Origin of the sequence: Sphingorhabdus sp., from assembly GCF_041737645.1 — a bacterium.
GTDB lineage: Bacteria > Pseudomonadota > Alphaproteobacteria > Sphingomonadales > Sphingomonadaceae > Sphingorhabdus_B.
In genome coordinates this window covers 25,917-49,549 of the sequence record NZ_JBGSRI010000035.1, presented here as the reverse complement: position 1 = coordinate 49,549, position 23,633 = coordinate 25,917, and the positions used below count along the sequence as shown (strand labels likewise).

At 53.8% G+C, this 23,633-nt stretch carries 23 protein-coding genes and 1 tRNA gene; 16 read left to right on the top strand and 8 right to left on the bottom strand.

What is annotated here, in order from left to right:
• Window positions 1–134: 134 nt before the first annotated feature.
• The 7 genes from ACEW72_RS05020 (at window position 135) to ACEW72_RS04990 (ending at window position 6,806) form a co-directional block, all read left to right on the top strand.
• A complete protein-coding gene (locus tag ACEW72_RS05020) occupies window positions 135–1,292 on the top strand; it encodes a CaiB/BaiF CoA transferase family protein (RefSeq protein ID WP_373475277.1) in 1,158 nt (385 codons plus the stop codon).
• A gap of 60 nt (window positions 1,293–1,352) precedes the next feature.
• Complete coding sequence (locus ACEW72_RS05015) at window positions 1,353–3,020, top strand: flavin-containing monooxygenase (RefSeq protein ID WP_373475276.1); 1,668 nt, start codon at window positions 1,353–1,355, stop codon at window positions 3,018–3,020.
• A 91-nt stretch (window positions 3,021–3,111) separates the two neighbouring features.
• Window positions 3,112–3,942 carry an SDR family oxidoreductase gene (locus ACEW72_RS05010; RefSeq protein WP_373475275.1) on the top strand — a complete coding sequence of 277 codons (831 nt, stop codon included), beginning with the start codon at window positions 3,112–3,114 and terminating at the stop codon, window positions 3,940–3,942.
• Between the two features lie 326 nt (window positions 3,943–4,268).
• Window positions 4,269–4,775, top strand: a complete 507-nt coding sequence (locus ACEW72_RS05005; RefSeq protein WP_373475274.1) for a MaoC family dehydratase N-terminal domain-containing protein — start codon at window positions 4,269–4,271, stop codon at window positions 4,773–4,775.
• Between the two features lie 5 nt (window positions 4,776–4,780).
• Window positions 4,781–5,197, top strand: coding sequence for a hypothetical protein (locus ACEW72_RS05000; RefSeq protein WP_373475273.1), 417 nt, complete (start codon window positions 4,781–4,783; stop codon window positions 5,195–5,197).
• An 11-nt stretch (window positions 5,198–5,208) separates the two neighbouring features.
• A complete protein-coding gene (locus ACEW72_RS04995; protein ID WP_373475272.1) occupies window positions 5,209–6,378 on the top strand; it encodes a hypothetical protein in 1,170 nt (389 codons plus the stop codon).
• On the top strand, window positions 6,378–6,806 hold the full coding sequence (locus tag ACEW72_RS04990) for a Zn-ribbon domain-containing OB-fold protein (RefSeq protein ID WP_373475271.1): 429 nt from the start codon (window positions 6,378–6,380) through the stop codon (window positions 6,804–6,806). The genes ACEW72_RS04995 and ACEW72_RS04990 overlap by 1 nt, the downstream gene beginning before the upstream one ends.
• 57 nt (window positions 6,807–6,863) lie before the next feature.
• On the opposite strand, the gene ACEW72_RS04985 is transcribed toward ACEW72_RS04990, so the two are convergent.
• Complete coding sequence (locus ACEW72_RS04985) at window positions 6,864–7,493, bottom strand: FMN-dependent NADH-azoreductase (protein ID WP_373475270.1); 630 nt, start codon at window positions 7,491–7,493, stop codon at window positions 6,864–6,866.
• A complete protein-coding gene (locus ACEW72_RS04980) occupies window positions 7,490–7,801 on the bottom strand; it encodes a Rieske (2Fe-2S) protein (RefSeq protein ID WP_373475269.1) in 312 nt (103 codons plus the stop codon). Before ACEW72_RS04980 ends, ACEW72_RS04985 begins: the two co-directional genes overlap by 4 nt.
• Window positions 7,802–7,981: 180 nt before the next feature.
• Between ACEW72_RS04980 and ACEW72_RS04975 the strand changes: the two genes are divergently transcribed.
• Entirely contained in the window at window positions 7,982–9,196 is a 1,215-nt protein-coding gene (locus ACEW72_RS04975) for an aromatic ring-hydroxylating dioxygenase subunit alpha (protein WP_373475268.1), read from the top strand.
• A gap of 28 nt (window positions 9,197–9,224) precedes the next feature.
• On the opposite strand, the gene ACEW72_RS04970 is transcribed toward ACEW72_RS04975, so the two are convergent.
• Complete coding sequence (locus tag ACEW72_RS04970; RefSeq protein WP_373475267.1) at window positions 9,225–11,120, bottom strand: PQQ-binding-like beta-propeller repeat protein; 1,896 nt, start codon at window positions 11,118–11,120, stop codon at window positions 9,225–9,227.
• Between the two features lie 20 nt (window positions 11,121–11,140).
• Window positions 11,141–13,609: a TonB-dependent receptor gene (locus tag ACEW72_RS04965; RefSeq protein ID WP_373475266.1), complete on the bottom strand. Its 2,469-nt coding sequence runs from the start codon at window positions 13,607–13,609 to the stop codon at window positions 11,141–11,143.
• A gap of 158 nt (window positions 13,610–13,767) precedes the next feature.
• Here ACEW72_RS04965 and ACEW72_RS04960 point away from each other — a divergent pair, with 158 nt between their 5' ends.
• Genes ACEW72_RS04960 through ACEW72_RS04940 form a run of 5 tightly spaced genes read left to right on the top strand, consistent with a single transcriptional unit; the run spans window position 13,768 to window position 18,017 of the window.
• Entirely contained in the window at window positions 13,768–15,120 is a 1,353-nt protein-coding gene (locus tag ACEW72_RS04960; protein WP_373475265.1) for an SRPBCC family protein, read from the top strand.
• Window positions 15,121–15,122: 2 nt separating this feature from the next.
• Complete coding sequence (locus ACEW72_RS04955; protein ID WP_373475264.1) at window positions 15,123–15,413, top strand: putative quinol monooxygenase; 291 nt, start codon at window positions 15,123–15,125, stop codon at window positions 15,411–15,413.
• Window positions 15,410–17,047 (top strand): class I adenylate-forming enzyme family protein, encoded by a 1,638-nt coding sequence (locus tag ACEW72_RS04950; RefSeq protein ID WP_373475263.1) that lies wholly within the window; start codon window positions 15,410–15,412, stop codon window positions 17,045–17,047. The genes ACEW72_RS04955 and ACEW72_RS04950 overlap by 4 nt, the downstream gene beginning before the upstream one ends.
• Window positions 17,048–17,051: 4 nt before the next feature.
• Window positions 17,052–17,342: a putative quinol monooxygenase gene (locus tag ACEW72_RS04945; RefSeq protein ID WP_373475262.1), complete on the top strand. Its 291-nt coding sequence runs from the start codon at window positions 17,052–17,054 to the stop codon at window positions 17,340–17,342.
• A 21-nt stretch (window positions 17,343–17,363) separates the two neighbouring features.
• Window positions 17,364–18,017 (top strand): TetR/AcrR family transcriptional regulator, encoded by a 654-nt coding sequence (locus ACEW72_RS04940; RefSeq protein ID WP_373475261.1) that lies wholly within the window; start codon window positions 17,364–17,366, stop codon window positions 18,015–18,017.
• Between the two features lie 494 nt (window positions 18,018–18,511).
• On the opposite strand, the gene ACEW72_RS04935 is transcribed toward ACEW72_RS04940, so the two are convergent.
• Window positions 18,512–18,586, bottom strand: a tRNA-Val gene (locus ACEW72_RS04935).
• A 43-nt stretch (window positions 18,587–18,629) separates the two neighbouring features.
• Window positions 18,630–19,007: a cell cycle two-component system response regulator CpdR gene (gene cpdR / locus ACEW72_RS04930; protein ID WP_373475260.1), complete on the bottom strand. Its 378-nt coding sequence runs from the start codon at window positions 19,005–19,007 to the stop codon at window positions 18,630–18,632.
• Window positions 19,008–19,139: 132 nt separating this feature from the next.
• Between cpdR and ACEW72_RS04925 the strand changes: the two genes are divergently transcribed.
• Both ACEW72_RS04925 and ACEW72_RS04920 read left to right on the top strand, forming a co-directional pair.
• Window positions 19,140–20,009, top strand: coding sequence for an N-formylglutamate amidohydrolase (locus ACEW72_RS04925; RefSeq protein WP_373475259.1), 870 nt, complete (start codon window positions 19,140–19,142; stop codon window positions 20,007–20,009).
• Window positions 20,010–20,274: 265 nt separating this feature from the next.
• On the top strand, window positions 20,275–20,682 hold the full coding sequence (locus ACEW72_RS04920; RefSeq protein WP_373475258.1) for a hypothetical protein: 408 nt from the start codon (window positions 20,275–20,277) through the stop codon (window positions 20,680–20,682).
• A 60-nt stretch (window positions 20,683–20,742) separates the two neighbouring features.
• Here ACEW72_RS04920 and ACEW72_RS04915 read toward each other — a convergent pair whose 3' ends face one another.
• Together ACEW72_RS04915 and ACEW72_RS04910 are read right to left on the bottom strand one after the other, a co-directional pair.
• A complete protein-coding gene (locus tag ACEW72_RS04915; protein WP_373475257.1) occupies window positions 20,743–21,522 on the bottom strand; it encodes a SapC family protein in 780 nt (259 codons plus the stop codon).
• Between the two features lie 46 nt (window positions 21,523–21,568).
• Window positions 21,569–23,014 carry an FAD-binding oxidoreductase gene (locus ACEW72_RS04910; protein ID WP_373475256.1) on the bottom strand — a complete coding sequence of 482 codons (1,446 nt, stop codon included), beginning with the start codon at window positions 23,012–23,014 and terminating at the stop codon, window positions 21,569–21,571.
• Window positions 23,015–23,132: 118 nt separating this feature from the next.
• Here ACEW72_RS04910 and ACEW72_RS04905 point away from each other — a divergent pair, with 118 nt between their 5' ends.
• A complete protein-coding gene (locus tag ACEW72_RS04905; RefSeq protein WP_373475255.1) occupies window positions 23,133–23,627 on the top strand; it encodes a hypothetical protein in 495 nt (164 codons plus the stop codon).
• Window positions 23,628–23,633: the final 6 nt, after the last annotated feature.

The following is a 23,633-nucleotide window of genomic DNA, read 5'->3' as shown; positions in this document are numbered from 1 at the left end:
ACCCAAAATTGTGGGAGAGTTGGCTTGGCAAAGTCTGTCGATTCGCTGCCGTTGGGTCAATCGGCGGATACAACGGGATCAAAAGCCGCAATCCTGAGTGTGCCCAAAAGCCGTATCGATGGAAAGCATTTCAAATGAAAAAGTCGGATTGCTTCGAAAGCGGCTTGATGCGTCCAGTGCTGGATGGCGTGCGCGTGATCGAACTGGCAGGGATCGGTCCGGCGCCTTTTTGCGGAATGATGCTTGCAGATCATGGTGCCGAGGTAATCCGCATCGATAGACCCGGAGGCAGCGACCCGCTGTTGCAGGACCAGCGGCGTGATATCTTGCTGCGCTCCAGACGATCTATCACGCTAGACCTGAAGCAGCCTGAAGCGATCGATATCGTTTGTAGCCTCGCCGAAACCGCTGATGGCATTATTGAGGGTTTCAGGCCCGGAGTGGCCGAGCGCTTGGGGTTAGGACCCGACGTGCTGATGCAGCGCAACCCTAAATTGGTATATGGCCGGATGACCGGTTGGGGACAGCATGGTCCAATGTCCAAGAACGCGGGGCATGATCTAAACTACATATCGATTAATGGATGCCTTGGTGCGCTAGGTAAAGAAGGCGAACCGCCATTGCCGCCACTTAACCTGATCGGCGATTATGGCGGCGGCGGCATGATGCTGGCATTTGGATTCGTTTCAGCGCTTCTGGCTGCAAGGCAGAGCGGTTTAGGACGCGTCATTGATTGTAGCATGGCCGAAGGGTCAGCGGTTTTGATGGCAGGCATGTGGTCACTCAAGAACAACGAGATGTGGGAACAAGGCCGCGGTCAGAACCTGCTGGATGGTGGCGCGCCTTTTTATTCCTGTTATGCTTGCGCAGACGGCCGTTTAATCGCGATCGGAGCAATAGAAGCACAGTTCTACGCAAGGCTCCTCGAATTGCTGGGCCTTGCAAGCGACCCACTGTTCGCAGCGCAGCATGACCAGACCAATTGGCCTGCTATGAAGGTGCGCCTGACCGAGATATTTGCTTCAGCACCGCGCGGAATTTGGACTGCAAGACTGCAGCATCACGATTGCTGTTACACCGAAGTCCTGACGATGGACGAAGCACCAACATACGATCACAACCGAGCACGAGACAGCTATTTGAAAGCTGAAGGTTGGCTGCAGCCGCATCCAGCGCCGCGCTTTGAGAATACCAGCGTTGTTCTTCCAAAGATGTGGCAGCGCGATTCTGATCGGACCCAGATACTTGCCGAAATCGGGGCCGACGATCCTCATCGGGTGGTTGCAGACTAAGGAATTTGAGGAAAAATAACGGGCACCAGTCAAGGTACTGTTAAATTATTGGAGAGAGTGATGACAATGAACGCCGACACAAATGTAGCCGAAGCAAGCAGCGAACTCCTGCCGACCTTAGACTATGACGCGATCGTCATAGGTGCTGGTTTCGCCGGATTGGCCCTGATCCATTATCTCCGCAAACTGGATCTCAATGTCCGAGTGTTCGACCGGGCATCGGATGTTGGCGGTACCTGGGCATGGAACCACTACCCTGGCGCGGCCACAGATAGCGAAAGCTATTATTACTGTCTCACCTTCTCTCCCGAACTTTTGCAGGAATGGTCTTGGTCGAAACGTTATCCTGGCCGTGAAGAGACCCAAAGCTATATGAAGTTCGTCGCTGACAAATGCGACATGTGGCCGCACATTCAGCTCAACACGGAGATAGTGGAAGCGAAATATCTGGAATCACGCGGGTGCTGGCAAGTTACGACGGGAGATGGCGACGTCTTTACCTGCAAGTATTTTATCAGCGGAATGGGAATGATCTCGGAACCGATGATACCGAAGATTGCTGGTATGGATCGGTTCAAGGGACCGATCTTTCATTCATCCCGCTGGCCTCAGCAAGGGTTAGAATATGCGGGCAAACGGGTCGGAATTATTGGTGCGGGTGCAACTGCAGTACAAATGGTTCCCGTTGTCGCGGAAACCGCGGAAAGCGTAACGGTCTTTCAGCGCACACCAAATTATATACTGCCTGCAATGCAAAAACCGATGACGCCCGAGTGGGAAGCGGAAATCAAAAACAATTATGATGCGATCGTGGCCAAATGCCGCAACCACGTTTTCGGCATGGCCTTCGATAGCCCAGTGGGTCGAAACGCTATGGATACGCCGGCTGAAGAACGTCAGCGCATATTCGAAGAAAACTGGACGGGTAGCTTCCGCTGGGTTTTCGAAACCTTCGACGATTTGCTCGCCAGCCCAGACGCCAACCGGATGGCAGGCGACTTCATTGCCGCAAAAATGAGGGAGCGGGTCAAAGACCCAAAGATCGCCGACTTGTTGACACCGAGCTTCGATGATTATCCTCTTTTTGCAAAACGGCCGCCGCTCGACCATGGATATCTCGAAGCGTTCAATCGGGATAATGTTCACCTTATCGATATCAAAGAACAGGAACCGTTGGTCGAGATAACCGAAACTGGAGTGCGCACCACTCGAAACGATTATGAATTCGACATCATTGTGCTGGCAACGGGCTTTAAAGCTTATACTGGCGCGCTGGAGGCATTTCCGATCCGCGGTGATGGCGGCCACACCTTAAGTGAAAAGTGGCAGGCCCAATCGAGCAGCATCATGGGAGTGTGCGTCGCTGGTTTCCCGAATATGTTCGTGGTGACAGGGCCACAAGCGCCCTTTGCTAACCTGCCAACGTCGATCGAGCAGAACGCCATTTGGATTTCCCGTTGCATCAATAAGATGGAACGCGAGGGATTAGACGTGTTTGAGCCACAAGAAGACGCGGAACGTGAATGGACTGCTGCCACCAGTAATATTCACGAGCAAACCCTTATGGCAGAAGGCGACAAGGTCAATTCCTGGATGATGGGCGCCAATCGAGACGATAAAGGTGCGCGCGTTCTAATTTACTTCGGCGGTGCCAATGCCTATTATGATGCTTTGGACCAGTCAGCCGACGAAGGTTTTCCGCAACTGAGATTCAAAAAACTGTCATAGGCGGCTTCGCTGCGGGCATTCGACATGACACTAGTTAAACTACATTCACACGTCTTAAAGAGGTCGGGGATGGCAACAAGGATATTGGTAAATGCGGCTGGAAAATAAAGTAGCGGTGATCACCGGCGGAGCAATGGGTATCGGTGCAGCAACAGCGAGCCGGTTTATTCGAGAAGGCTGCAAGGTTGTCATAGGCGATATACAACGCGGCCCGGGCGAAGCTTTTACAGCACAGTTTGGCGACCAGGCTGCCTTTGCAGTTTGCGACGTGACGCAGGAAGACCATGTGGCGGCGCTTGTGGATCTTGCCATCAGCCGGTTCGGCAAGCTGGATATCATGTTCAATAATGCCGGCATTATTGGCGCTGTGGGGCCGATCGATACAACCCCGGCAGATGAATGGACCCGTTCGCTTGCGGTGCTAATCAATGGCGTGTTTTTTGGCATGAAGCATGCGGCCCGCGTCATGAAGCCCGCGGAACGCGGCAGCATAATCAGCATGGCCAGCACCGCCGGCTTAATGGGCGGACTTGGGCCGCACGCCTATGCAGCGGCAAAGCACGCTGTCGTTGGGATGACCAAAAACGTCGCTGCCGAGCTCTGCCATGTTGGCATTCGCGTCAATGCAATTGCTGCGGCGAGCATGGCGACACCCATGGTTGCGAATGTCCTGACAGGCGACCCGGGAAATATTGAGGAAGCCAAGCGCATCCTCGCTGAAGTCTCGCCTCTGCACGGGCGGGCAGGTCTAGCCGAAGACGTGGCCAATGCGGCTCTATGGCTGGCAAGCGATGAGTCAGGTTACACGACTGGCCATACGCTGACAACGGATGCCGGGGCGACCATTGGCGCGACGTCTGCAAAGCCGAACTTTAGCGAGTATCAGCCGATGATCGGCGAGGCGGTGATGAAGTCTAGCTGACAGCTGCCGCGTGGGCGTCGGAGTACTCGACGCCTTGTGCTGCTTCAATGGATGTTGGCTAAGTACGCAGCATCTCCCCGGCCGTCCATTCAGACGTTCCGGGAACAGCGTAAGCGTAAGCTGTGATTGCGACTGCCCAGCAACCCGGGGTGGCTTCTTTCGAAAGCTGCACGCAACATTAGGCGCTCTCCTTAGGCAAACCTGAACGACATAAAAGCCAAAAGCTTGGCCTCCGTCGGTCAAATATCTAGTCTGGATTTAATCATGACTCTCAGATAAGCGATCAAGAACCGTTTGTTTTTAACCTTTTTGAAAAGTAGTTAAGTATGAGTGAAGCACAACAACAGTTACACGCGCCTGAGACAGACAGGGATAACGCAAGTGGACTGTTGGGTGATGAATTACTTTCCTGCATAGGTCGAACGTCGACACCCCGGACCGAAATTGTCTCGCGCCGCGAAATACGCAAATATTCAATTGCGACGGGCTGGAAGAAAAAAGAATATCTTGATGGCGATGAAGCGCCACCCTTATTTCATCTCGCTCTGTTCTGGGACATGGTGGAGCTTGACAAGCTGACCCCCGACGGCGTTTCAATCGATGGGTTGCTCCCGAAATTTCCGCTCGAAAAAGCAATGGCCGGTGGCCTCAGCATCGATTATTTTAGGCCTATCATGGCAGGGGACATTCTGGTGGCCACCCGCACCCTGACCAATATCTATGAAAAATCTGGCTCGCAGGGGCCAATCATTTTCTATGAAGTTGTTATGCGCGTGGAAACGGCCGCCGGCGAACTTGTCCTCATCGAAAAAACAACACGGCTCTTGCGATAATGAACATGTCGAAAATAACGAACCTAAAGCCGGACGACGCCTTACCTGGCCGCGCCTATTGTCCAGATAACGTCCAGAATTTCATGTACAGCGCTGCTCTTTGGAATGCCCATCGGATCCATTTCGACATGCCTTACGCCACTGAAGTCGAGGGATATCCCGGCATTGTGATGTCGGGGCCGATGCTCGGCGACTGGCTGACCCAATGTGTCATAGAATGGCTGGATGGTAAGGGCCGGATGACGCACCTTGAATATTCGAACCGCAAAGCCGCCTATATCGGCGAGACCGTCACTTCTGGCGGCCGTGTGCTCTCGGTGGATCATGACAACTGTTCCGCCAAACTTGAAATCTTCATCAAGAACGAAGCCGGCGACGTGATCGTACCCGGCACTGCCGTCGTTGCTTTCGACAAGGCCTGATCGGAACGACAATGGACAACTTGCGGGGCAAAGTAGCCATTGTTGGGGCTGCGGATACCCAGGTGGGAAAGCTTCCCCAATTCAGCCCCACCGGCTTGTGCATTGATGCGGCACGCCGCGCGATGGCAGATGCCAATATAACGAAGGATCAGATCGACGGGCTTATCACCTGTAATTCGATGGCCGAACCCTATATGTATCACGCCGAGGCAATGGCCGAGTATCTGCAGATATTCCCGCGCTATTGCATGAGCGTAAGCGCTGGCGGCAGCACGACCTTTTCGATCCTGCATCATGCCGCCGCTGCGATCGTCAGCGGCATGTGCACAACCGTCCTTATCACGATGGGGGACAGTTTACGCAGCGGCCTGACACGAGACCAAGCCATGAAAATGCAGTCGTCCGCCGGCCATTCTCAGTTTGAAATTCCCTTCGGCCCCACGGTCCCTGCCTTCTATGCCCTCATCGCTCGGGCCCATATGGACAAATATGGCACGACCGCCGAACAGTTTGCCGCCATCGCCGTAGCCTGCCGCAAACATGCCTGCCTCAACCCGACGGCCGAAATGCGCACCCCTATCACCGTCGACGACGTCATGAATTCGCGTATGATTGCCGATCCTTTGCACCTGCTCGATTGTTCGCTGGTTTCGGACGGTGGATCAGCGATCATCATGACCTCGGCTGATAGAGCCGCGGATTTCCCTCACGACCCCATCTATATTCTGGGTTTCGGCGAAGGGCATGGCCATGAACATATCAGTCAGGCACAAAGCCTAACCACGTCCTTCGCCGTGGAATCGGGCCAGAGGGCCTATGCCATGGCGGGCCTTAGGCCGTCTGACATGGACTTCGCACAGTTGTACGATTGCTTCACGCCCACGGTGCTGGTGGAGCTTGAAGACCTAGGCTTTTGCAAAAAGGGTGAAGGCGGAGCGTTCGTAGAAAATGGCAATATCGAGCTTGGCGGCATGTTGCCAGTCAACACCCATGGCGGGCTTTTGTCCCATTGCCATCCGGGTAACCCGGGGTCGATGTTTGCGCTCACCGAAACCGTCATCCAGCTTCGCGGCACGGCGGGCGCGCGTCAGGTCAAGGATGCCAAGGTCGCGATTGTGCATGGCCAGGGAGGCATCATGTCAAGCCATGCCACGGTGATCCTGGCTAGGGAGCGCCACTGATGAATGGCCAGATGGACAAATTTCTCCCCCGCCCGACCCCAGAATCCGCCCCTTTCTGGCAGGGCTGCCGCGATCACAAACTGTTGCTCCAATACTGCACGGCCTGCGGCAAACATCAATTCTACCCGCGTGTGATCTGTGCGAACTGCATGTCCGAACAGCTTGAATGGCGTGAAGCCAGCGGGCGCGGCACTGTGGAAACCTATACTATCGTCACGCGCGCCGTATCGGACGCCTATGCCGCCGATGTCCCTTACGTCATCGCCCTAATCACGCTCGAGGAGGGGCCTCGCATGATGAGTAATGTCATCGGCTGCGACGTCGAAAGCGTCAAATGTGGCGTCGCCGTCGAAGTGGTTTTCGAGCGGTGGTCGGATGAAATCACCATGCAGAAATTCCGGCCTGTCGCGGATCAGCCAGCAAGCTAAGCTTGGACGCGGGGCCCACATACCCGCCGAAATAGAACAACCTAGCCCGCCGTGCGGTCAGATCGTGTCGGCAAGCCGGTCCGCGTCGGCAAAAGCCCGCGCCATGGCCGCAGCGACAACATCTTCAGGGCCGAAGGTTCCTGCCACGCGCACCGCGCCGATGTCCGTCACGCCGATGAATCCGAGCCAGGCCTTCAAATATGCGAGCTGGAAATCCAGCCCGTCGATTTCGGGTAGGCTGCCAAAGGGCATGGCGCTGGCTGCTATGATGATCACCCGCCGCCCCTGGGCCAGCCCTTCGACATTGCCGTTGCTGTCATTGCGGAATGTCAGGCCCGGCTGTGTCAATATGTCAATATACTGCTTCAGCCGATACGGGATGCCGAAATTCCACATCGGCGTGGCAATCAAACAGCTATCAAATGACAGGAATTGATCGCTCCATTTCTTCAGGTCCTGCCATGCGGCTGTCTGCGCTGGATCAACCGCGTCGCCGGCGAGCAAATGATAGCGACCTTCAACAGCATCTTGATCGAACGAGGGTAAGTCTACGTCGAACAAGTCAAGCCGCTCGACGACCAATGCCGGATATCGCTCCTTAAGGCGCGCCAGGAAATGATCGGCAACCATGGCCGATCGCGACCGATCCTTGCGCGGACTGGCACAGATATGAAGCAGCCTGTTCATGCGACGTCCATGCCGATGTAGATGACACCGTCGATTATTTCGACCTCCCAGACTTTTATCGGCAATTTTGTTAATGTCCCCATGGCGGAACCATCACGCATGTCGAAGCGAACACCATGCGCCGGACAGAAGATATGAAACCCCCTCAGTTTGCCGCCTTCGAGGGCCTGCAAGGCATGGCTACACCTGTTCTCGATGGCGAACACGCCTGCCGGGGTACGGGCGACAAGCACAGACTTTCCATGCAGTGCGAACGTACGGGTGCCTTTTTCGGGAATGTCGGCAAGCGGAGCGACGGCGATTTTCACGGTTTCAACGTCCTTGATCAAGATAGTGTCCGGTCAGTCGAAAATTCATGTAAATCCCTTCGGCAAGTCCGTCCACGCTGTCCCAAAAGGTGCCTGAAGTACCTTGAAAAAGCAAACATGATTGTCGTTTCATGTTAGCGCTCTATACGAGAAACGAGCACTCTAAAAAGGTCATGGGCTATGGACGCGAACACGACGCGGCGGATCAAAGACAGCATCGCATTCGAAGCCGCACGCACCGAGCCCCCGGCGGGATTTCCACGGCTGCCCGACATACCAGCGGCCCGCTACATCGATCCGCAATTTCTTGAACTGGAAAAGCAGGGCCTTTGGAAGCGCAGCTGGCTTTATGCCGGCCACACCAGCCAAGTCGCTGAACCGGGCAGCTGGTTCCTAACACGCAATACCGGGACGCCAATTCTGATCGTGTGCGATTTGCAAGGTGGATTGCGTGCCTTCTACAACACCTGCCGCCATCGCGGCGGCCCGCTTGTCACGCAAGAGGCCGGTCTTGGCCGAGGCTTTGTCTGCAGCTATCACGGCTGGAGCTATGCGCTCGACGGTCAGTTGAAATCGGTACGCGACAAGCGCGATTTCGTCGATCTCGACTTTGGGTGTCGGTCGCTGCTACCGGTTCGCTGTGAAACGCTTGGCGGCTGGATTTTTATCAACGAAGATCCCGATGCGTTGGGGCTGCTGGAAAGCTTGGGGCCATTGGAGAGCGAACTTCGGCAATTCGATCTCGACAATCTCATGCTCGTCCATTCGCGCGGCTATGACGTACCCTGCAACGTCAAAGTGCTGTTGGATGTATTCCTCGAAGTGTATCATCTGAAATCGATCCACCAGAACACGGCTGATCGATTTCTCGATCACCGCAGCATGACTGCTACCCTGTGGCCGCATGGCCATTCAAGGATGATCACGCCCAATCGTCGCCCGGATTGGATCGATCCCGGCACGCGGGGGATGCCTGAAATCGCCTCCGTCTCCGAGATTCCACGCATCAACAACGTCAGCTACAACATCTTTCCCAACATCGTGATGCCGCCGACAGCAACGGGCATTCCCATGCTTGTTTTCTGGCCGCAAACGAGGAACTCGATGCGGATTGAATGCCATTGGTTCGGCCCTAAAATATTAAAAGAAGATCTCAGTTCGCTCTGGGACACCCGGATCAGGAATTTTGAAACGATCCTGTTCGAAGATCTAAAGTTCGCGGCAAAAATTCAGGAATCGATCGAAGGTCCCGGTTTCTTGGGCATCCCCCTCAACTATCAGGAACGCCGCATCTACCACTGGAACGAGGAAGCAGATCGCCGGATAGGTCCCGAACGCGTGCCGGCTGAAATGCGCGTCGAACAAATGCTTGGCGACTGGATTGACAAGTCCTGACCTGAACAGGGCCCCAGCGCTGCCGCGATCATTTTTTCGCAGGCGCGAAGACCATCAGCAGGTTACCGGGCATATGATAATAAAGACCATAGCCCGAGTTAACGACGACATGGCCATTGGCCACTGCCGCACCCGGGCCACTCATGCCCCCGCCTCTCGCCTCTAAGCCTGAGATCGTCTTTACGGGTAGTGTTGTGTCAACTGTCCATATCGGTTTGCCAGTGCGGCTGTCATAGGCCCTAAAGCGACCATCAAGATGCCCTGCGAAGACAAATCCTGTTAGCGCTGTGACTGCCGAGGAAATGCCGGGATCACAGTTTTCTCTCTTGCCGCAAACATTATCTGCTAGTGAGTTCCAGAACACCCGACCAGTTGCGCCATCGATGGCGTGAAGACCAGCCCCGCGCAACTTTGCATTATAAACGCGGCCGTCGCGCGTATCTTTCATGTCGTTGATTGGAACGTAAACAAGACTCCCTTGAGCTGCCATCCCGAAATGGACGCCGCCCTGCGTTCCCCCATGCCCAAGGGTAGTTTTCCAGACAGGCTTCCCAGTGTCCGGATCAAGTCCGTACACAGCTGCCGATTTCTGTCCTGCAACGATCATAGATTTGCCGGCACCAATTGGCACGACAAGTACAGAAGCCGCCACATCAAGATCAGGGCCGTTTTCCTTGGGGCAATTGTCATTACCCAACATGCAACCAACATTCCAGGCATCGCCTTTGGTCAGCTGGGACACCCAAATCCGCTTGCCCGTTTTTGCATTTACGGCAAACACGGCATCGCTATTCCCATCAGCGGGAGAAGAGTAATTCTCTCCTGACCCGAAATAGACCTTATTCGTTGCCGCATCAAAAGTGGGGCTGTTCCAAATTGGAGCGCCCGAGGGTCCGATGATATTGGTTCCAGCTTTGGTCTTGCCTTGCTGAACTCCCGGAGTTGTGACGCTGTAATGCCGCCAATTTACGGAACCGGACTTGGCATCAAGCGCAACAACCGATCCCCTGAAAGTGCAACATGCATAGTTTGGATCGGCGGCCGCTGTCACCTCAAGCGATGAGACAGGAACGAAGAGCTGCCCTCCTCCAATCGTGGGGGATCCTGTGATAGTTGCATTTGAATGATCATCAACTTTTGACTTCCAAACGAGCTTACCCGTCATGGCATCAAGAGCATATATGCGAGCCAACACATCCCCGAAATAAAGCCGCTCCGTCGCCGGATCTAAAACGACAGCAGTGCGCACTTCAGCGGATGCCCGGAAAGACCAACGCATACAGCCCGTTTCGAGATCGAGCGCGTAAACTGTGCCGTCTTGGCTTCCGACAAACACCGCACCCCAGCCGATGGAAGGCTGAGACCTGGCCCTTTGAGCTTTCGGATAGGCGAACGCCCATTTGAGTTTTAGCTGCGGGACCTGTTCCTTCGTCAAACCTGCTTGCTGGGCCGACACATATCGATTGTTGTTGTGACCCCAACCCGTCCGGGCCGGAGGTGATCCTTTGTCAAATCGCGCAAGCCGAGAAGCGCATGAAGCAGGCGGTGCGGGTGCCTTGTAATCTGCCAGCGGTGTGCGGGTCAGATATTCTGCGATCTGCTGGCGTTGCAATAAAGAAAGTTTGGCGGCCTGCTGGCTCATTATTCCGCCATTCATCGACGCCAAAAGGGCGTCCGGGGCCATCATCTCAAGCCATACCTGCTGTGGCGCTTTTGGTACGCCACCATTATGGCAGCCCGCGCAATTTTCTTGAAACAGGCCCTTTCCGGGGTGTTTCTCGATATCAATGGTCGGGCCGTCTCGCGACTGGAATTCGTCGGTCGATGTTACTCGTTCTCCGCCGACCTTGTCAGCCGAAGGCTGACTGCACCCAGAAAAGGCAAGCGACGCAGCTAAAACCAGTCCGATCCAACTGCGTCGCATAACCTTATCCTCGCTTCTATTTAGAACTTTGCACCAGCTTCAACGCCAAAATAGCGTGGCGGTCCGTACAGCGTGAATGTCCACAAACCACCGACGACCTGGCTCGCCGTTTCATAACGCTCGTCGGTCAGGTTCTTTCCAACGAGACGCAGCGAATATTTATCGTCGAGATCGGCAAGGGTTATCGACGCGTTAAGCAGCGTCCGAGCACGGAGGAAGGTATTATCCCGTGCATCCGCAATCGACTGCGTAAACAGGTTTCGACCGACGTAGCTAACATTCGCATTAAACGCCACCTTCAGGTTGCCACTGATAGGTGTTGAATAGGTCCCGTCAACGGACCATTGCCATTTAGGTGCACGGTCCAACGGCGCTGTCGACAAATCATAGCCTGCGGGTATCGGCGTTTCATATTTAAGGTACTTAGCGTCCTGATAACCAAGTACACCGCGAAGGGTTAACCCGTCGGTTGGAATAAGTGTTGCCTCTACCTCAAGGCCCTTTACCCGGGCACTGGCTGCATTGAAGAAACGTGTGACCTGATTAGGCTGGCCATTAACAGTGATGGGCACAACAATCTGCTTTTGGAGATCGCTGTAATCCACCCAGAAGCCGGTCACGTTGAGCCGCGCGCGGTTGTCGAGGAACTGCGTCTTTATACCAGCCTCATAGCTGTCTGCCTTCTCGGGCTTGGTTGCCGCCGCTGCATTGGCAAATGCCGCCAAGTCAGCTCCAAATGGTCCAAAGCCACCAATCTGGTCGTTGAAACCGCCGCCCTTGAAACCATGCGAATAGGTCGCATACAGGAACGTATCATCACTGGCCTTATACGACGCGGAAAACCGGTAGGTCGGCTCATTATCACTTGCCCGCACAGTGACGACGCCGGCTGTGTATTTATAGACACTGGCATCAAGCGGCCGGTTGATTGTGATGCTTGGATCAAATCCCCCGCCCAATTGCGGTATGAATACTTGTTGGCGACCGCGCCAGGTCTTGCGTTCCCAGGTGTAGCGACCGCCTGCTGTAAGGGAGATCTTGTCATTCACCTTAAAGGTGCCCTCGGCAAACACAGCTGTCGATTTTGCCTTTTGCGCATTGCACAACAGGTAAGGGGAATCGTTCCAGGCGCCGAAGGGCAGGGGGCCGCCCGTAAGATCAAGGAAGCCGAGTAACTGGTTCACACAGAAGTCGACATTGTCCCTTTGGTAGAAACCGCCTGCAACAAAATCGAACGCACCTCCCAAATCTGAGGCAAAGCGCAATTCTTGCTGCCAGGTCTTGCGATCGTCGTCGCGCGTGGCATCGAACAGAGACAGAACCGAACCGTCTGCCGCCACTGGAGCCTGACCGGTATACGTGCTTGGCAAACGCGAGCGCTGGCTACGCCAGCCAGTGATTGACGTGAACGTACCCATGCCGACATCAACATTCATATTGAGGTAGACGCCATCGACATTGACGACATGGCCATCCTGCATCCGCATCAGACCATCCTGACGGTTCGACACGCCTCCGTTTTTAATGGGGTCGCTGTTTGGGTTGCCGCGCGATCCAACATTCAGGGCATCGAACAAGAAGAAACGGCCGCCGCCGTTGACCGGCGTTTCATTAACCGTCGCGGGAGTTTCCGAACTATCCCGGATCATTTCATATTGCAGCAACGCATCAAAATTATCCGATGGCTCCCAAAGCAATTTGGCACGCAAGTTGAAGACATCTGTGCCGCCCACCCGGCGACCATCACCACAACCCGACTGGCCAACAAATTTCGCCGTGGTTGCGGGCAGCGCCGGTGGCGTCGTTAGAAAGGTTCCAACTGGGCCGTAGCAAGCGCCATTGCGCATGAAACCGTCCGAATACTCGTATCCGCCTACAAGGCGCAATGCGAGCTTATCCTTGATGATTGGAATATTGACTGACGCATTTCCGCTGTAAGACTTGAAGCTACCCGCCGTAAGACGAAGTTCAGCTCCAAAATTTGCAAGATCTGGCCGCTTCGTCTTGACAGTCACGGCGCCGCCGTCTGCGTTCTTGCCGAACAATGTACCTTGCGGCCCGCGCAACACTTCAACTTGCTGCACGTCAAACGTATCCAGCAACTGGGTTTGAACGCTGGGCATCACAAAATCGTCAACGGTTACGAGCACAGACGGCTCATAATAAACGATAATGTTATTCTGGCCAACACCACGCATGGCGAAGGAGGCTGCATTGAAGCCGGTGATTTTTGCAGCGGAGAAATTGGGAACAAAGGAAGCAAGATCGCCGATATTGTCAGGGCTTGCTTGCTGGATGATTGTTTGGTCCACTGCGGTAATTGCGATCGCAGTCGTCTGGAGATTGGAGTCGCGTCGCGTTGCCGTGACAATGATGTCCGACAGGCCAGTATCGTCTGAAGTTTCGTCAGTTGTCTGCGCAAAAGCGGGTGTTGCGAGCGCCAGAACTAAGCCTGCGCCAATACCACGAGTCAAAATTTTACTGCCCATTAGATCCTCCCCATAAGATTTTCTTCAAGCAGCCGTTTTTTTGCTTTCGTGCCACCTAGAACCCATGGCTTGCCACATATTAAAATAACAATCAATCATGTTTGTTTTTTTTCGAATTCATGTAATTGTAGGCCCCAAAGGTAAGAGGAGTACATTCAATGAGTTTCGATTTTCGGCTCTGGGATATTCACACAGGTGTGCATCACCCTTTCAATGATCGGGCGCCCAGAATAGACAACGGAACTGGGCGACCTGACCCGAAACGCTATCATGGTCCGGACTATAAGGACGCTGAATGGAACCGGATGTGGACGCAAACCTGGCTGCTCGCGGGCCCTACAAGTGACCTTCGTGAAGATGGAGATTTTGTCCGGTTCGACATCGCGGACGAGAGCTTCATTGTGGTGCGACAAGAGGATGGCAGTTTAAAGGCGCATTACAATGTGTGCCCCCATAGAGGGAGCCAGCTGATCCTCGCCGATTTTGGTTCGGTCGGGAACTTTACTTGCCCCTTTCACAGCTGGCAATTTGCACTTGACGGTACCAATATAAAAGTGACGGACGAATTCTCCTTTCATCCTGAAGCTCTTTGCCATGACCGCAATCTCACGCCAGTACGATGCGAAGATGTAGCGGGCCTTGTCTTTATATCTCTTTCAAATGATGTGCCGCCATTACGCGAATGGCTCGGGCCGGTCGCAGACCAGCTGGCGTCCTATGATATTGGCGCGATGAACGTCATTCAGCATAAGCAAACTGAATGGGCAGCGAACTGGAAAGGCGGCGTGGATGCCTTTTATGAAATCTACCACCTCCACGCTGTTCATCCTGAAACGCAAGGCGTAATGGATGACCGCACGCAAATCGACCTCTATCCCAACGGAATGAGCCGTCAGTTCGTCCCATTTGGGCAACCTTCACCTCGGTTTCCTGATCAAATCAGCGTGAATGACGGCATTAAAATGATGCTGCGCGATGCCGGTATTGATCCAGACGCGTTTGAAGGCACCGCACAAGACAGCCGCGCCGCAATCCAAGTTTCAAAGCGCCAACGCGCCGAGCGATTTGGTCTCGATTATGACAAGTTTAGCGATACCCAACTTAGCGACTCAACCATCTATGGCATCTTTCCTAATGTGCAGATCGGTTGTCACCCTGAAGCAGTATTCATCCATCGCTTCCTGCCGCATCCAGATGATCCCAATCGGTTCACCTATGACACTTGCATTCTTTTCGCACATGTCGATGCACCGGGCTATGGCCCACCTGCTTGGATGGGGTTGGCCGACGGGACCGACACAACGGGGATGACGCGCCCTGAAATCGAACGCGTCCCGCTTGGCGAGCCGCCCAATCTTGGACAGGTCTTGGATCAAGATTCCGAACTATTACCGATTGTTCAAAAAGGGTCACGTTCGCGGGGCTTCCGCGGACCGATTTGGAGCGAACAGGAAGCAAGGCTGCGCCACTTCCATGCCGAGCTCGACCGCTATATTGATGGAGAGATTTGAAAATGAGCTGGACCTTCCTTTCACGCTTTAACATCAAGGCAGACCGAGAAGCAGAATTCTTGACGCTGATCCCACAAATGGAAATGAACGCCGCCGAGGAAATCGGAACTTTGGCATATAAATTTTATCGCCTTGATGCGCCACATGCCTTCGCGGTTTTTGAAAGCTTTGTTGATGAAGCTGCTGACAATGCCCACCAGGCCAACCCCGCGAGCACAGGCATCATAGAAAAAATGATAGAGTGTATAGACGGTACGTACACCAGAGAATATCTGAGGCACATAGAAGGATGACACTCATTTACACTCTGGGAGAGCTTTTGCGGAACGGGGCCGCTCTCCACTCTCAAGAGATGGCCCTTATCTTTCCCGACAAGCGCACGAGCTACGCTGATTTGAATGACCGGGCACGTCTCTGGGCGGCCGCGCTCATCGCGCGCGGCGTTCAGCCTGGCGATCATGTAGGCCTCTTGTTGACAACGCGCCCTGAATTTGTGGAAGCGCTGTTCGGCATTGCGATGGCCGGGGCTGTCGCTGTACCCGTGAATGCGCGTTACCAACCCGGAGAGCTTGCATTTCTTGTCAGAGATGCAGACTTGGTTTGCCTGATCACCACAGGTCGCGTGGCTGATTCACTCGATTTCAGCGAGCGACTGATGGAAGCGCTCCCGACGCTCGCGGCAGCGGTAGACCCCGAAAACTTGTCACTTACAGAAGCGGCGAAGCTTCGATCGATTATCTGCTTGGACGAGCCTTGCCCGGCCGGCCTGGTGTCGGCGGGAACTGCGCTGCCGGCCGCACCCTTGACTGCTCAGATCTCAACCCAGATTGATGCTCGGATCGACGCTGTTGACCCTCAAAGTACAGCTATGATCCTCTATACATCCGGGACAACCGCCAATCCGAAAGGCTGCCTCATTCGCCACCGCGGGATTGTCGGGAATAGTCGCAATCTGGGTCGGCGCTACGAAATGCAGCCGGGTGACAGATTCTGGTCACCTCTGCCCATTTTCCACATCGCTGGAATTTTGCCTCTTGTGTCAATTCTGGACATTGGCGGCGCCTACCTGACAATCCCCAACTTCGATGCCGGCGTCGCGCTTTCCATGCTGGAAACCGAAAAAGCCACGCATGCTTATCCATGCTTTGTAACCATCATGCAGGATCTGATTGAACATCCAAAATTTACTGAAACAGATCTGTCGAGCGTTCGGCTGATGAATGCTAATTTGGGTGTACAGCCAGACTGGATCAGAGATGCGATGGTCAAAGCCATGCCGCACACGATCATGGTTGGAACCTATGGCCTGACAGAAGGCTCCGGCACAATTTGCACAAGCAGGACGACAGACCCTTGGGAAGCACGCGGCTGGCGGCTGGGAGTTCCTCTCGAAGAATGGGAAGTTCAGATCGTAGACATCGAAACGGGCGATGTTTGCGGCTGTGATGAGAAGGGTGAGATCATCGCTCGCGGGCCAAATATGTTGGCGGGATACTACAACGCCCCAGAAAAAACCGCCGAGGTGATTGACGCAGATGGTTGGTTCCACACGGGCGACATTGGTTCGTTCGACGCGCAAGGGCAGATCATGTTTCATGGCCGAACCAAAGACATGCTAAAAGTCGGCGGAGAGAATGTGGCCGCAGCAGAGATTGAAGCGGCGCTGCAAACTCACCCGGCCGTTAAGCTTGCGCAGGTTACAGGCATTCCGCATCAACGCTATGTTGAAGTGCCGGCTGCATTTGTCGAACTTAATGAAGGTAAGAGCGCGAGCGAAGCCGAGCTCATCGCCCATTGCACCGGAAAGCTAGCTAGCTTTAAGCTTCCAAGGCACGTCCGCTTTGTCAGCGAATGGCCAATGTCGACGTCGAAGATTCAAAAATTCCGCCTTCGCGACACCCTTATCACTGAACTACAAGAGGCCTGATTCCATGAGAAAGTCATTCATCGCCAAGCTCGTTGCTAAGCCAGAAAAGGCAGCCGATCTGGAAGCGCTTCAAATAGAGTTGCGCGACCTTGTTCATGTTCACGAACCTGATTGTGAAATCTATGAGCTGTTCAAATCAGCCGATATGCCAAACACATATTTTTGCGTGGCGACGTTCAAATCAGAGGCGGCGTTTGACCATCACATGAGTATCGATTTTCATGATCGACTGGTCCCCCCAATTCTTGAGTGTCTTGCTGAGGAAATGGAACTCAGCTTTCATGAAGCAGTCTGACGGGCAGTAAACATGGTAATCATGCGGAAATTACATCAAGCTGCCTCAAGCGAACGACCCGCTGCAGATGTCGCGCCTGCGTCGCCAACGCAGCAATGGCTCAAGAGTGCCCAGACTAAGAAGCGCCTGATAGAAGGTGCCATTCGCTGCATCGTCAAGTTCGGCTATTCGAGAACGACCACCTCACGCGTCGCTGCAGAGGCCGGTCTGTCTCGCGGTGCAATGCTCCATCATTTTGAAAACGGCGAAGCGCTGATGCGCGCCGTAATCGCCGAACTAAATGATAAGCGCCTGCGGGCGATTCGGCGCAGTGGCGATATTGCCGGCCGGGGTGTCCACGAAGTCGTGCGGGCCTATTGGCACCAGCTTTCCAGCTCGAGTTTCACCGCCTTCCACGAACTGTCGATTGCCGCGCGGACCGATCAGGGGCTGGCCCAGATACTCGAACCCGCACAGGCCGAATTTCGCGAGCGGCGATATGCCCTGTCGATCGAGGCTTTCCCCGAATGGCAGAAGAACCGCACGAATTTCGATCTGGCGCTGGCATTGTCGCAGCAAACGATTGAAGGCATGGCCATTAACCGCCTCGTCCATGGGCTGGACGAGGCGATGGTGGAACCATTGCTGAACAATCTTGAACGGCAGATACAGGAACTGAAGCCGCCTGCCGATTAGTTGATTATCGGTAGGCCTTCTGGACGTTTACCGGTTTGGTTCCGGTCACTTGAGATTATATACATCACTTCATGAGACCGATCATGGCGATCAAGCATAGGGAAGATTTCAAGAAAGAGGCAGTTAGGATTGCATCTTCCATAGCGATCGCGGCAGCCAACACTGCGCTTATGATTACCAGAAGAATTTGCAGGCCTAAGGCCCGCGACCATCAGTCAGCTTGGTACAGCTGCTCGCTACACCATTTCAACTCCCGCCAAACTGGTCCGCCGAGGAAATGAGCTGCACATGGTGTTACCTTTCGACGCCAACGGCCAAACGCAAAAGAACGGGGATCCAACAGAGAATATCGACCAGATCTGGCGATATGTCGCGACTACAAATGGTCTCTGACCAAGCGCCAGCCCGCGCCGTCCTAATAAGCGGCGGAAAACACGGGACAATAAGCCCAATTACTGAGTGGATCCGGGCCCATCACGATTCTGGAAGGAAAATGGTGGGCGTAGCAAGGATTGAACTTGCGACCCCTGCGATGTCAACACAGTGCTCTACCACTGAGCTATACGCCCACGCTGCGGCAGCCTCTAGCGGGGGTTGCCGTATCATTCAAGCCTATTTAAGTTCGCTGAAACTTTCCTTAGCAAACAGCCGCTCCACTTCGAGCACCAGGTCTTTCAAATGGAAAGGCTTGGACAAGATTTTCGCGTTTGGCATCGATTCGCCTGCACGCAGGGCGACGCCTGAAAATCCCGTAATGAACATGACTTCGGTCTGGGGTGATACTTTGCTGCAATGCCGTGCCAGTTCGATGCCGTCCATTTCGGGCATCACGATATCGGTCAATAGCAGGTCGAAATGCTCGTTTTCCAACAGCGGCACGGCTTCGGTGCCCCGGTCGACCGAGACGACTTCATAGCCCGAACGCTCCAACGCCCGCGCCAGATATTCGCGCATTGCCTGTTCGTCTTCTGCAAGCAAGATACGGGTCATCAAACGTCCTTTTCTTATTCTCGGAATCTACTTCGCTCTATTGCAGACGTCCATAACGGCAGAGATTTAATTTTTTGCACCAAATACGGTAAAATGTGGCAAGAGATCGATAAGGCATAAGGACAACAACCAATGGAGTTTATCGAAAACGGCGGATTTGCGGTGTACGGATGCCCGTCACTATCGATCCCGCTGTTGGTTTCGGTGCCTCATGCCGGGCGCGAATATCCTGACATACTTTTTCGTTCGTTACGTCTTTCAAGGGAATCGCTTGTGCGGCTGGAAGACAGATATGCCGATCTGTTGTTGCGGAAAATTATTGGTTTTGGATTTCCTGCAATTGTCGCGCATAGCGCTCGGGCTTGGATTGACCTGAACCGTGCAGAAAGTGACATTGACGTCGAAATGGTCCGAAATGCCGTCGCTGCCGACTATCCACCCCCAGGCGCAAAACAACGCGGCGGGCTGGGCTTGATTCCACGCCGCTTGTCGGATGGCGGTGATATCTGGAAAGGGCAGTTCGAACTTGACGATATTCAAGGCCGGATTGCCAGCTTTCACAAGCCATATCACGAAACCATTGGGGATATTTTGCAGCAGATGCACAAAAAATTCGGGATAGCGTTGCTGCTCGATCTGCATAGCATGCCGCCTATCCGGAATGTCCCGCAAGGCGATCCACCGCATTTTGTGATTGGTGACCGGTTTGGGCAAAGTTCTTCATCGGTTTTTTCCGAACTTCTTATTCAGCAGATTCAGCTTGCCGGATACCGTGCGGCGTTAAACCATCCTTATTCGGGCGAACATATTTTGCAGCGTCACGGAAGTCCCAAGAGAAATATCCATGCCCTGCAGTTGGAGGTCGACCGCTCATTATATCTCGATTCGACGCTGCGGGAGCCATCCATTTTGTTACCGTCGATTACCATCCTGCTTGGTAATCTTGTACGGGCATTGTCGGATCAGGCTTTAGGATCGGCCACGCTAATCGCCGCAGAATAGAGGGTTTTCGCAAATCCCAAGAAAAAACCACCCCGAATAAATTCGGGGTGGCCAAGGTTCAGGGAGGTGGTGCCGCCTAACGGCACCGGTAGGACGAAAATGGGAGGGGATATTTCCGTCCTGTTCAAAGGATGGGGGCGATAGGGGGCAAAATCAAGCCCACAGAAAGAATAATTTACGACTTTCGTCCAAATTCGACGAATCATAAAAAATAATTTGCTATTGAGAATGATTATCAATAAATCCTGTGAGGCAGGAGGTATTCATGCTCATCAATCTATTTTTGCCCGAACAGCCCCGACTTCCCGATATGCTATCGGCCGACGCCCGGTACATTCTGGCAGCACGATGCTGGTGCATTTTAAGACGGGCTGCCCTTGATCCGAACAAGAGTATATCGGGATATCTGGGGTGTCCAAATGTCACATTGCAATTCAACCTGCTGATGGAGGTTGTAACCCAAATTTGGCCCCAGCCTTTTGCGATTTTTAGGCCATGTTGCGGCGGCGCGAGCGTGGATGAGATGTTGCTTGTAAAAGCCATTGGTCTGGCCAATGTGGATACACGGCCGCAATTTGAAACATTGCTAAAGGAAATGTTGCCCGATGACGCGCTTGACTTGTTTTTTGCGCGGGCGAATGCGTTAAAGGCGGTTGGTTATATCCAACACTGATTGTCAAAGCCCCGCCAAATTATGCAAAGATGATCTGGCGGGGCTAAAACTGATTCTGATTTAGTTGGTCGGCAATTCCGTTACCTGCGGCACTTTGCCTTGGGCAACTTGCAACGAGAATATTTCGCGCATCAATTGAAGCGAGAACAGATGCGCGTGGATCAATGCAAGGATTCCATTCTGGTTCAATTTGCGAACCGCATCACCACGCAGTTCGCGCAGCTTGTTTTCGTCGACCATTTTGAATCCACGATACACAAATGGCTTTTCCTGGCCTTCTTGCTGAATTGAAACTTCGCCGTCCATCAAAAGATCAAGCTTTTTGAGTTCTTCAACAAAAGCATGGGTTTGCGCGCCAGCATTTTCAAAATCTTCACAGAATTTGAGGATGGACTTGGTGTTGTCGCTAGGATCGGTGCCATCAAAAAGGTCGTTTCCTTCCTCAAATTCACCAACTGCGCCCGATGTCGGGTCGAAGCAAAGCGACAATTCGTCCGTATCGGGCCGCAGCTTTGCGAGCATGAAGGGATAGCGGCGAATATAAGCGGGAATATAAACCGGGCGATCAAACTGCCCGTCTTCGTTCATGAATGTATTTACACCTTCATTCATTCCCATCAACACCAGCGGAACAGGGGTTTCGCTGGCCGAGAAAATGATGGGGTAGTTGCGCGAGGCGGCAACAAATTCCTCAATCGTCAAAGGGATAGCGTGCTGGCCATCCATGAACTTGGCATTCTCGAGCATGCGCGATTTCCATTTTGCATGTTCGTTGCTGTTGAGAGGAACCAGATCCTGATACAGAAGTGGCAGGTTGGTAGCTTGGGGCGCGGTGGCCATGGGAGACTCCATATGTTGTTATTGCGACAAAAAAATCTTGCGGGTCTTAGTCGGAGATAGCCGCTTTCGCAAGCGGAACAAGCTTTCCCGGGTTCATTATACCCAGCGGGTCAAAAGCGGTTTTGATGGCACGCAGCGACGCCATGCGGACGGCGTCGGTCAGGCGACCAAATTCCGCAATTTTCGCCTGTCCGATGCCATGTTCCGCCGACAATGATCCTTTATACGCAACAACACGGTCGTACACATAAGCGGTGATTGCCTTGGCATCGCCTGCATACCAAAGATCGACCTCGATGCCGTGCGGTGCTTTGACATGGAAATGGATATTGCCGTCGCCCAAATGGCCAAAAGCGACGGTGCGGGTTCCGGGCCACCGTTTTTCGATAGCCGGCGATTCTGATTCGATGAATTTTGCCATCGCATCGACCGGGACGCTGATATCATGTTGCAGCGCAGGACCGGCGGCGCGTTCGGCCTCCGCTATGGAATCTCGGATTTTCCAGAATGCGTCGGCCTGCGCCTCGCTGCTCGCCAGTGTCGCGTTTTCAATCAAACCGACGCCGATCGCGCTTTCCAGCAGCTCGGCCGCCAATTCCGCAGGTGATGATTGCGTCGGGTGATCCTGCACCAATTCCATCAGGATATGCCAATGGTGCGTCGTTTCCAGAGGCGCGCGTGTTCCGGAGATGTGCCGGATTACCGAGTCAAGGGCATGGCTGGGAAGAATCTCAAACCCTTCCAGCCGTTCCCGCGCCCGTGCCTGCATGAAAACCAGCATCCGGTACGCCTGATCCGGACTGTCAACGCCTGCCCAAATCACGCACCGGTCCAGCAATGCAGGAACGGTCTGCAAAACAGCGGCGGTTACGATGCCTATCGTGCCTTCACCGCCGATTAAAAGATGCTTGAGGTCATAACCGCGATTGTCTTTTTTGAGCGGTGTCATGGCGTCATATATGCTGCCGTCGGGCAATACCGCCTCAACCCCGGCGATCAGGTTACGCATGGTTCCGTGACGCAGCACTTGCGTGCCGCCCGCATTGGTTGAAACAAGGCCACCAATTGTTGCCGACCCCTTGCCGCCGAGTGTCAGCGGGAAACGGCGCCCTTGCTTCGCAGCTGCTTCATGCAAATTTTGAAGGATGACGCCAGCTTCGCAACTTATAAGGCCGCTGTCGGGGTCAATCCCTTCCATCTTGTTCATCCGGCGCAGGGACAGGATAATCTGTTCGCCACTTGTGTCGGGAGTAGCACCGGCAACCATACCGCTGTTGCCGCCTTGCGGCACGATAGCTACGCCGTTTTGCGCGCAAATGCTGACCACATGGGCGACTTCTTCGCGATTTGCAGGGGAAACAAGCGCTGCTGCACGACCGGTAAAGCGACCGCGCCAGTCTGTAAGCCAAGGGGCGAGAATATCAGGATCATCGGAAAAGCCTTTCGGGCCTAAATATTCCTTCAATTCCGACAAAGCATTTATATTTGGCACATTGGATTCCAAAAGATTGACAGCGACGAACAGTTGCCCAATTCATACCCTGTTCAACCCTATCGACTAAAGCCGATAGAACTTCAACTTCATACCGGATCAACCTTTGCGTGCAGTATTGGCCATAGTAATAATCGCGATCGGCTGCACGATGCTGTCCCGCGATGCCTCCGCACAAATCGAAGTGGATCGTTCGGACAATATGTTCGCCCCGATATTGCGGTTAAAGACCATCTTTAGTCAGGTCAGGGTCGATCAACGCGTGATCGTCCGGTTACCGAGCCAATCCTTTGCGCCGATGAATGCAACAGCCGGGCGTTCAAAGCAGTCAGCTCAAATCAGGTATAAAGAACAGAAGATTGGCAAATGCCTGTGGATCGACAAATTGGCCGGATCCCGTCCCGGTCCCAAAGGCACTCTAGAGCTTTTGACACGCGACGGTGTGTTGATCCGGGCATATCTTGGCGATGGCTGCCTTGCGCGGGAATTTTATGCAGGGGCGTATATGGAGCGTCCCTATGACGGCAAATTGTGTATTGATCGTGACCTGCTGCACGCCCGTACCGGCGCAAAGTGCGAGGTCGACAAATTCAGGTTGCTCATTCCCCGCTGACCCGCA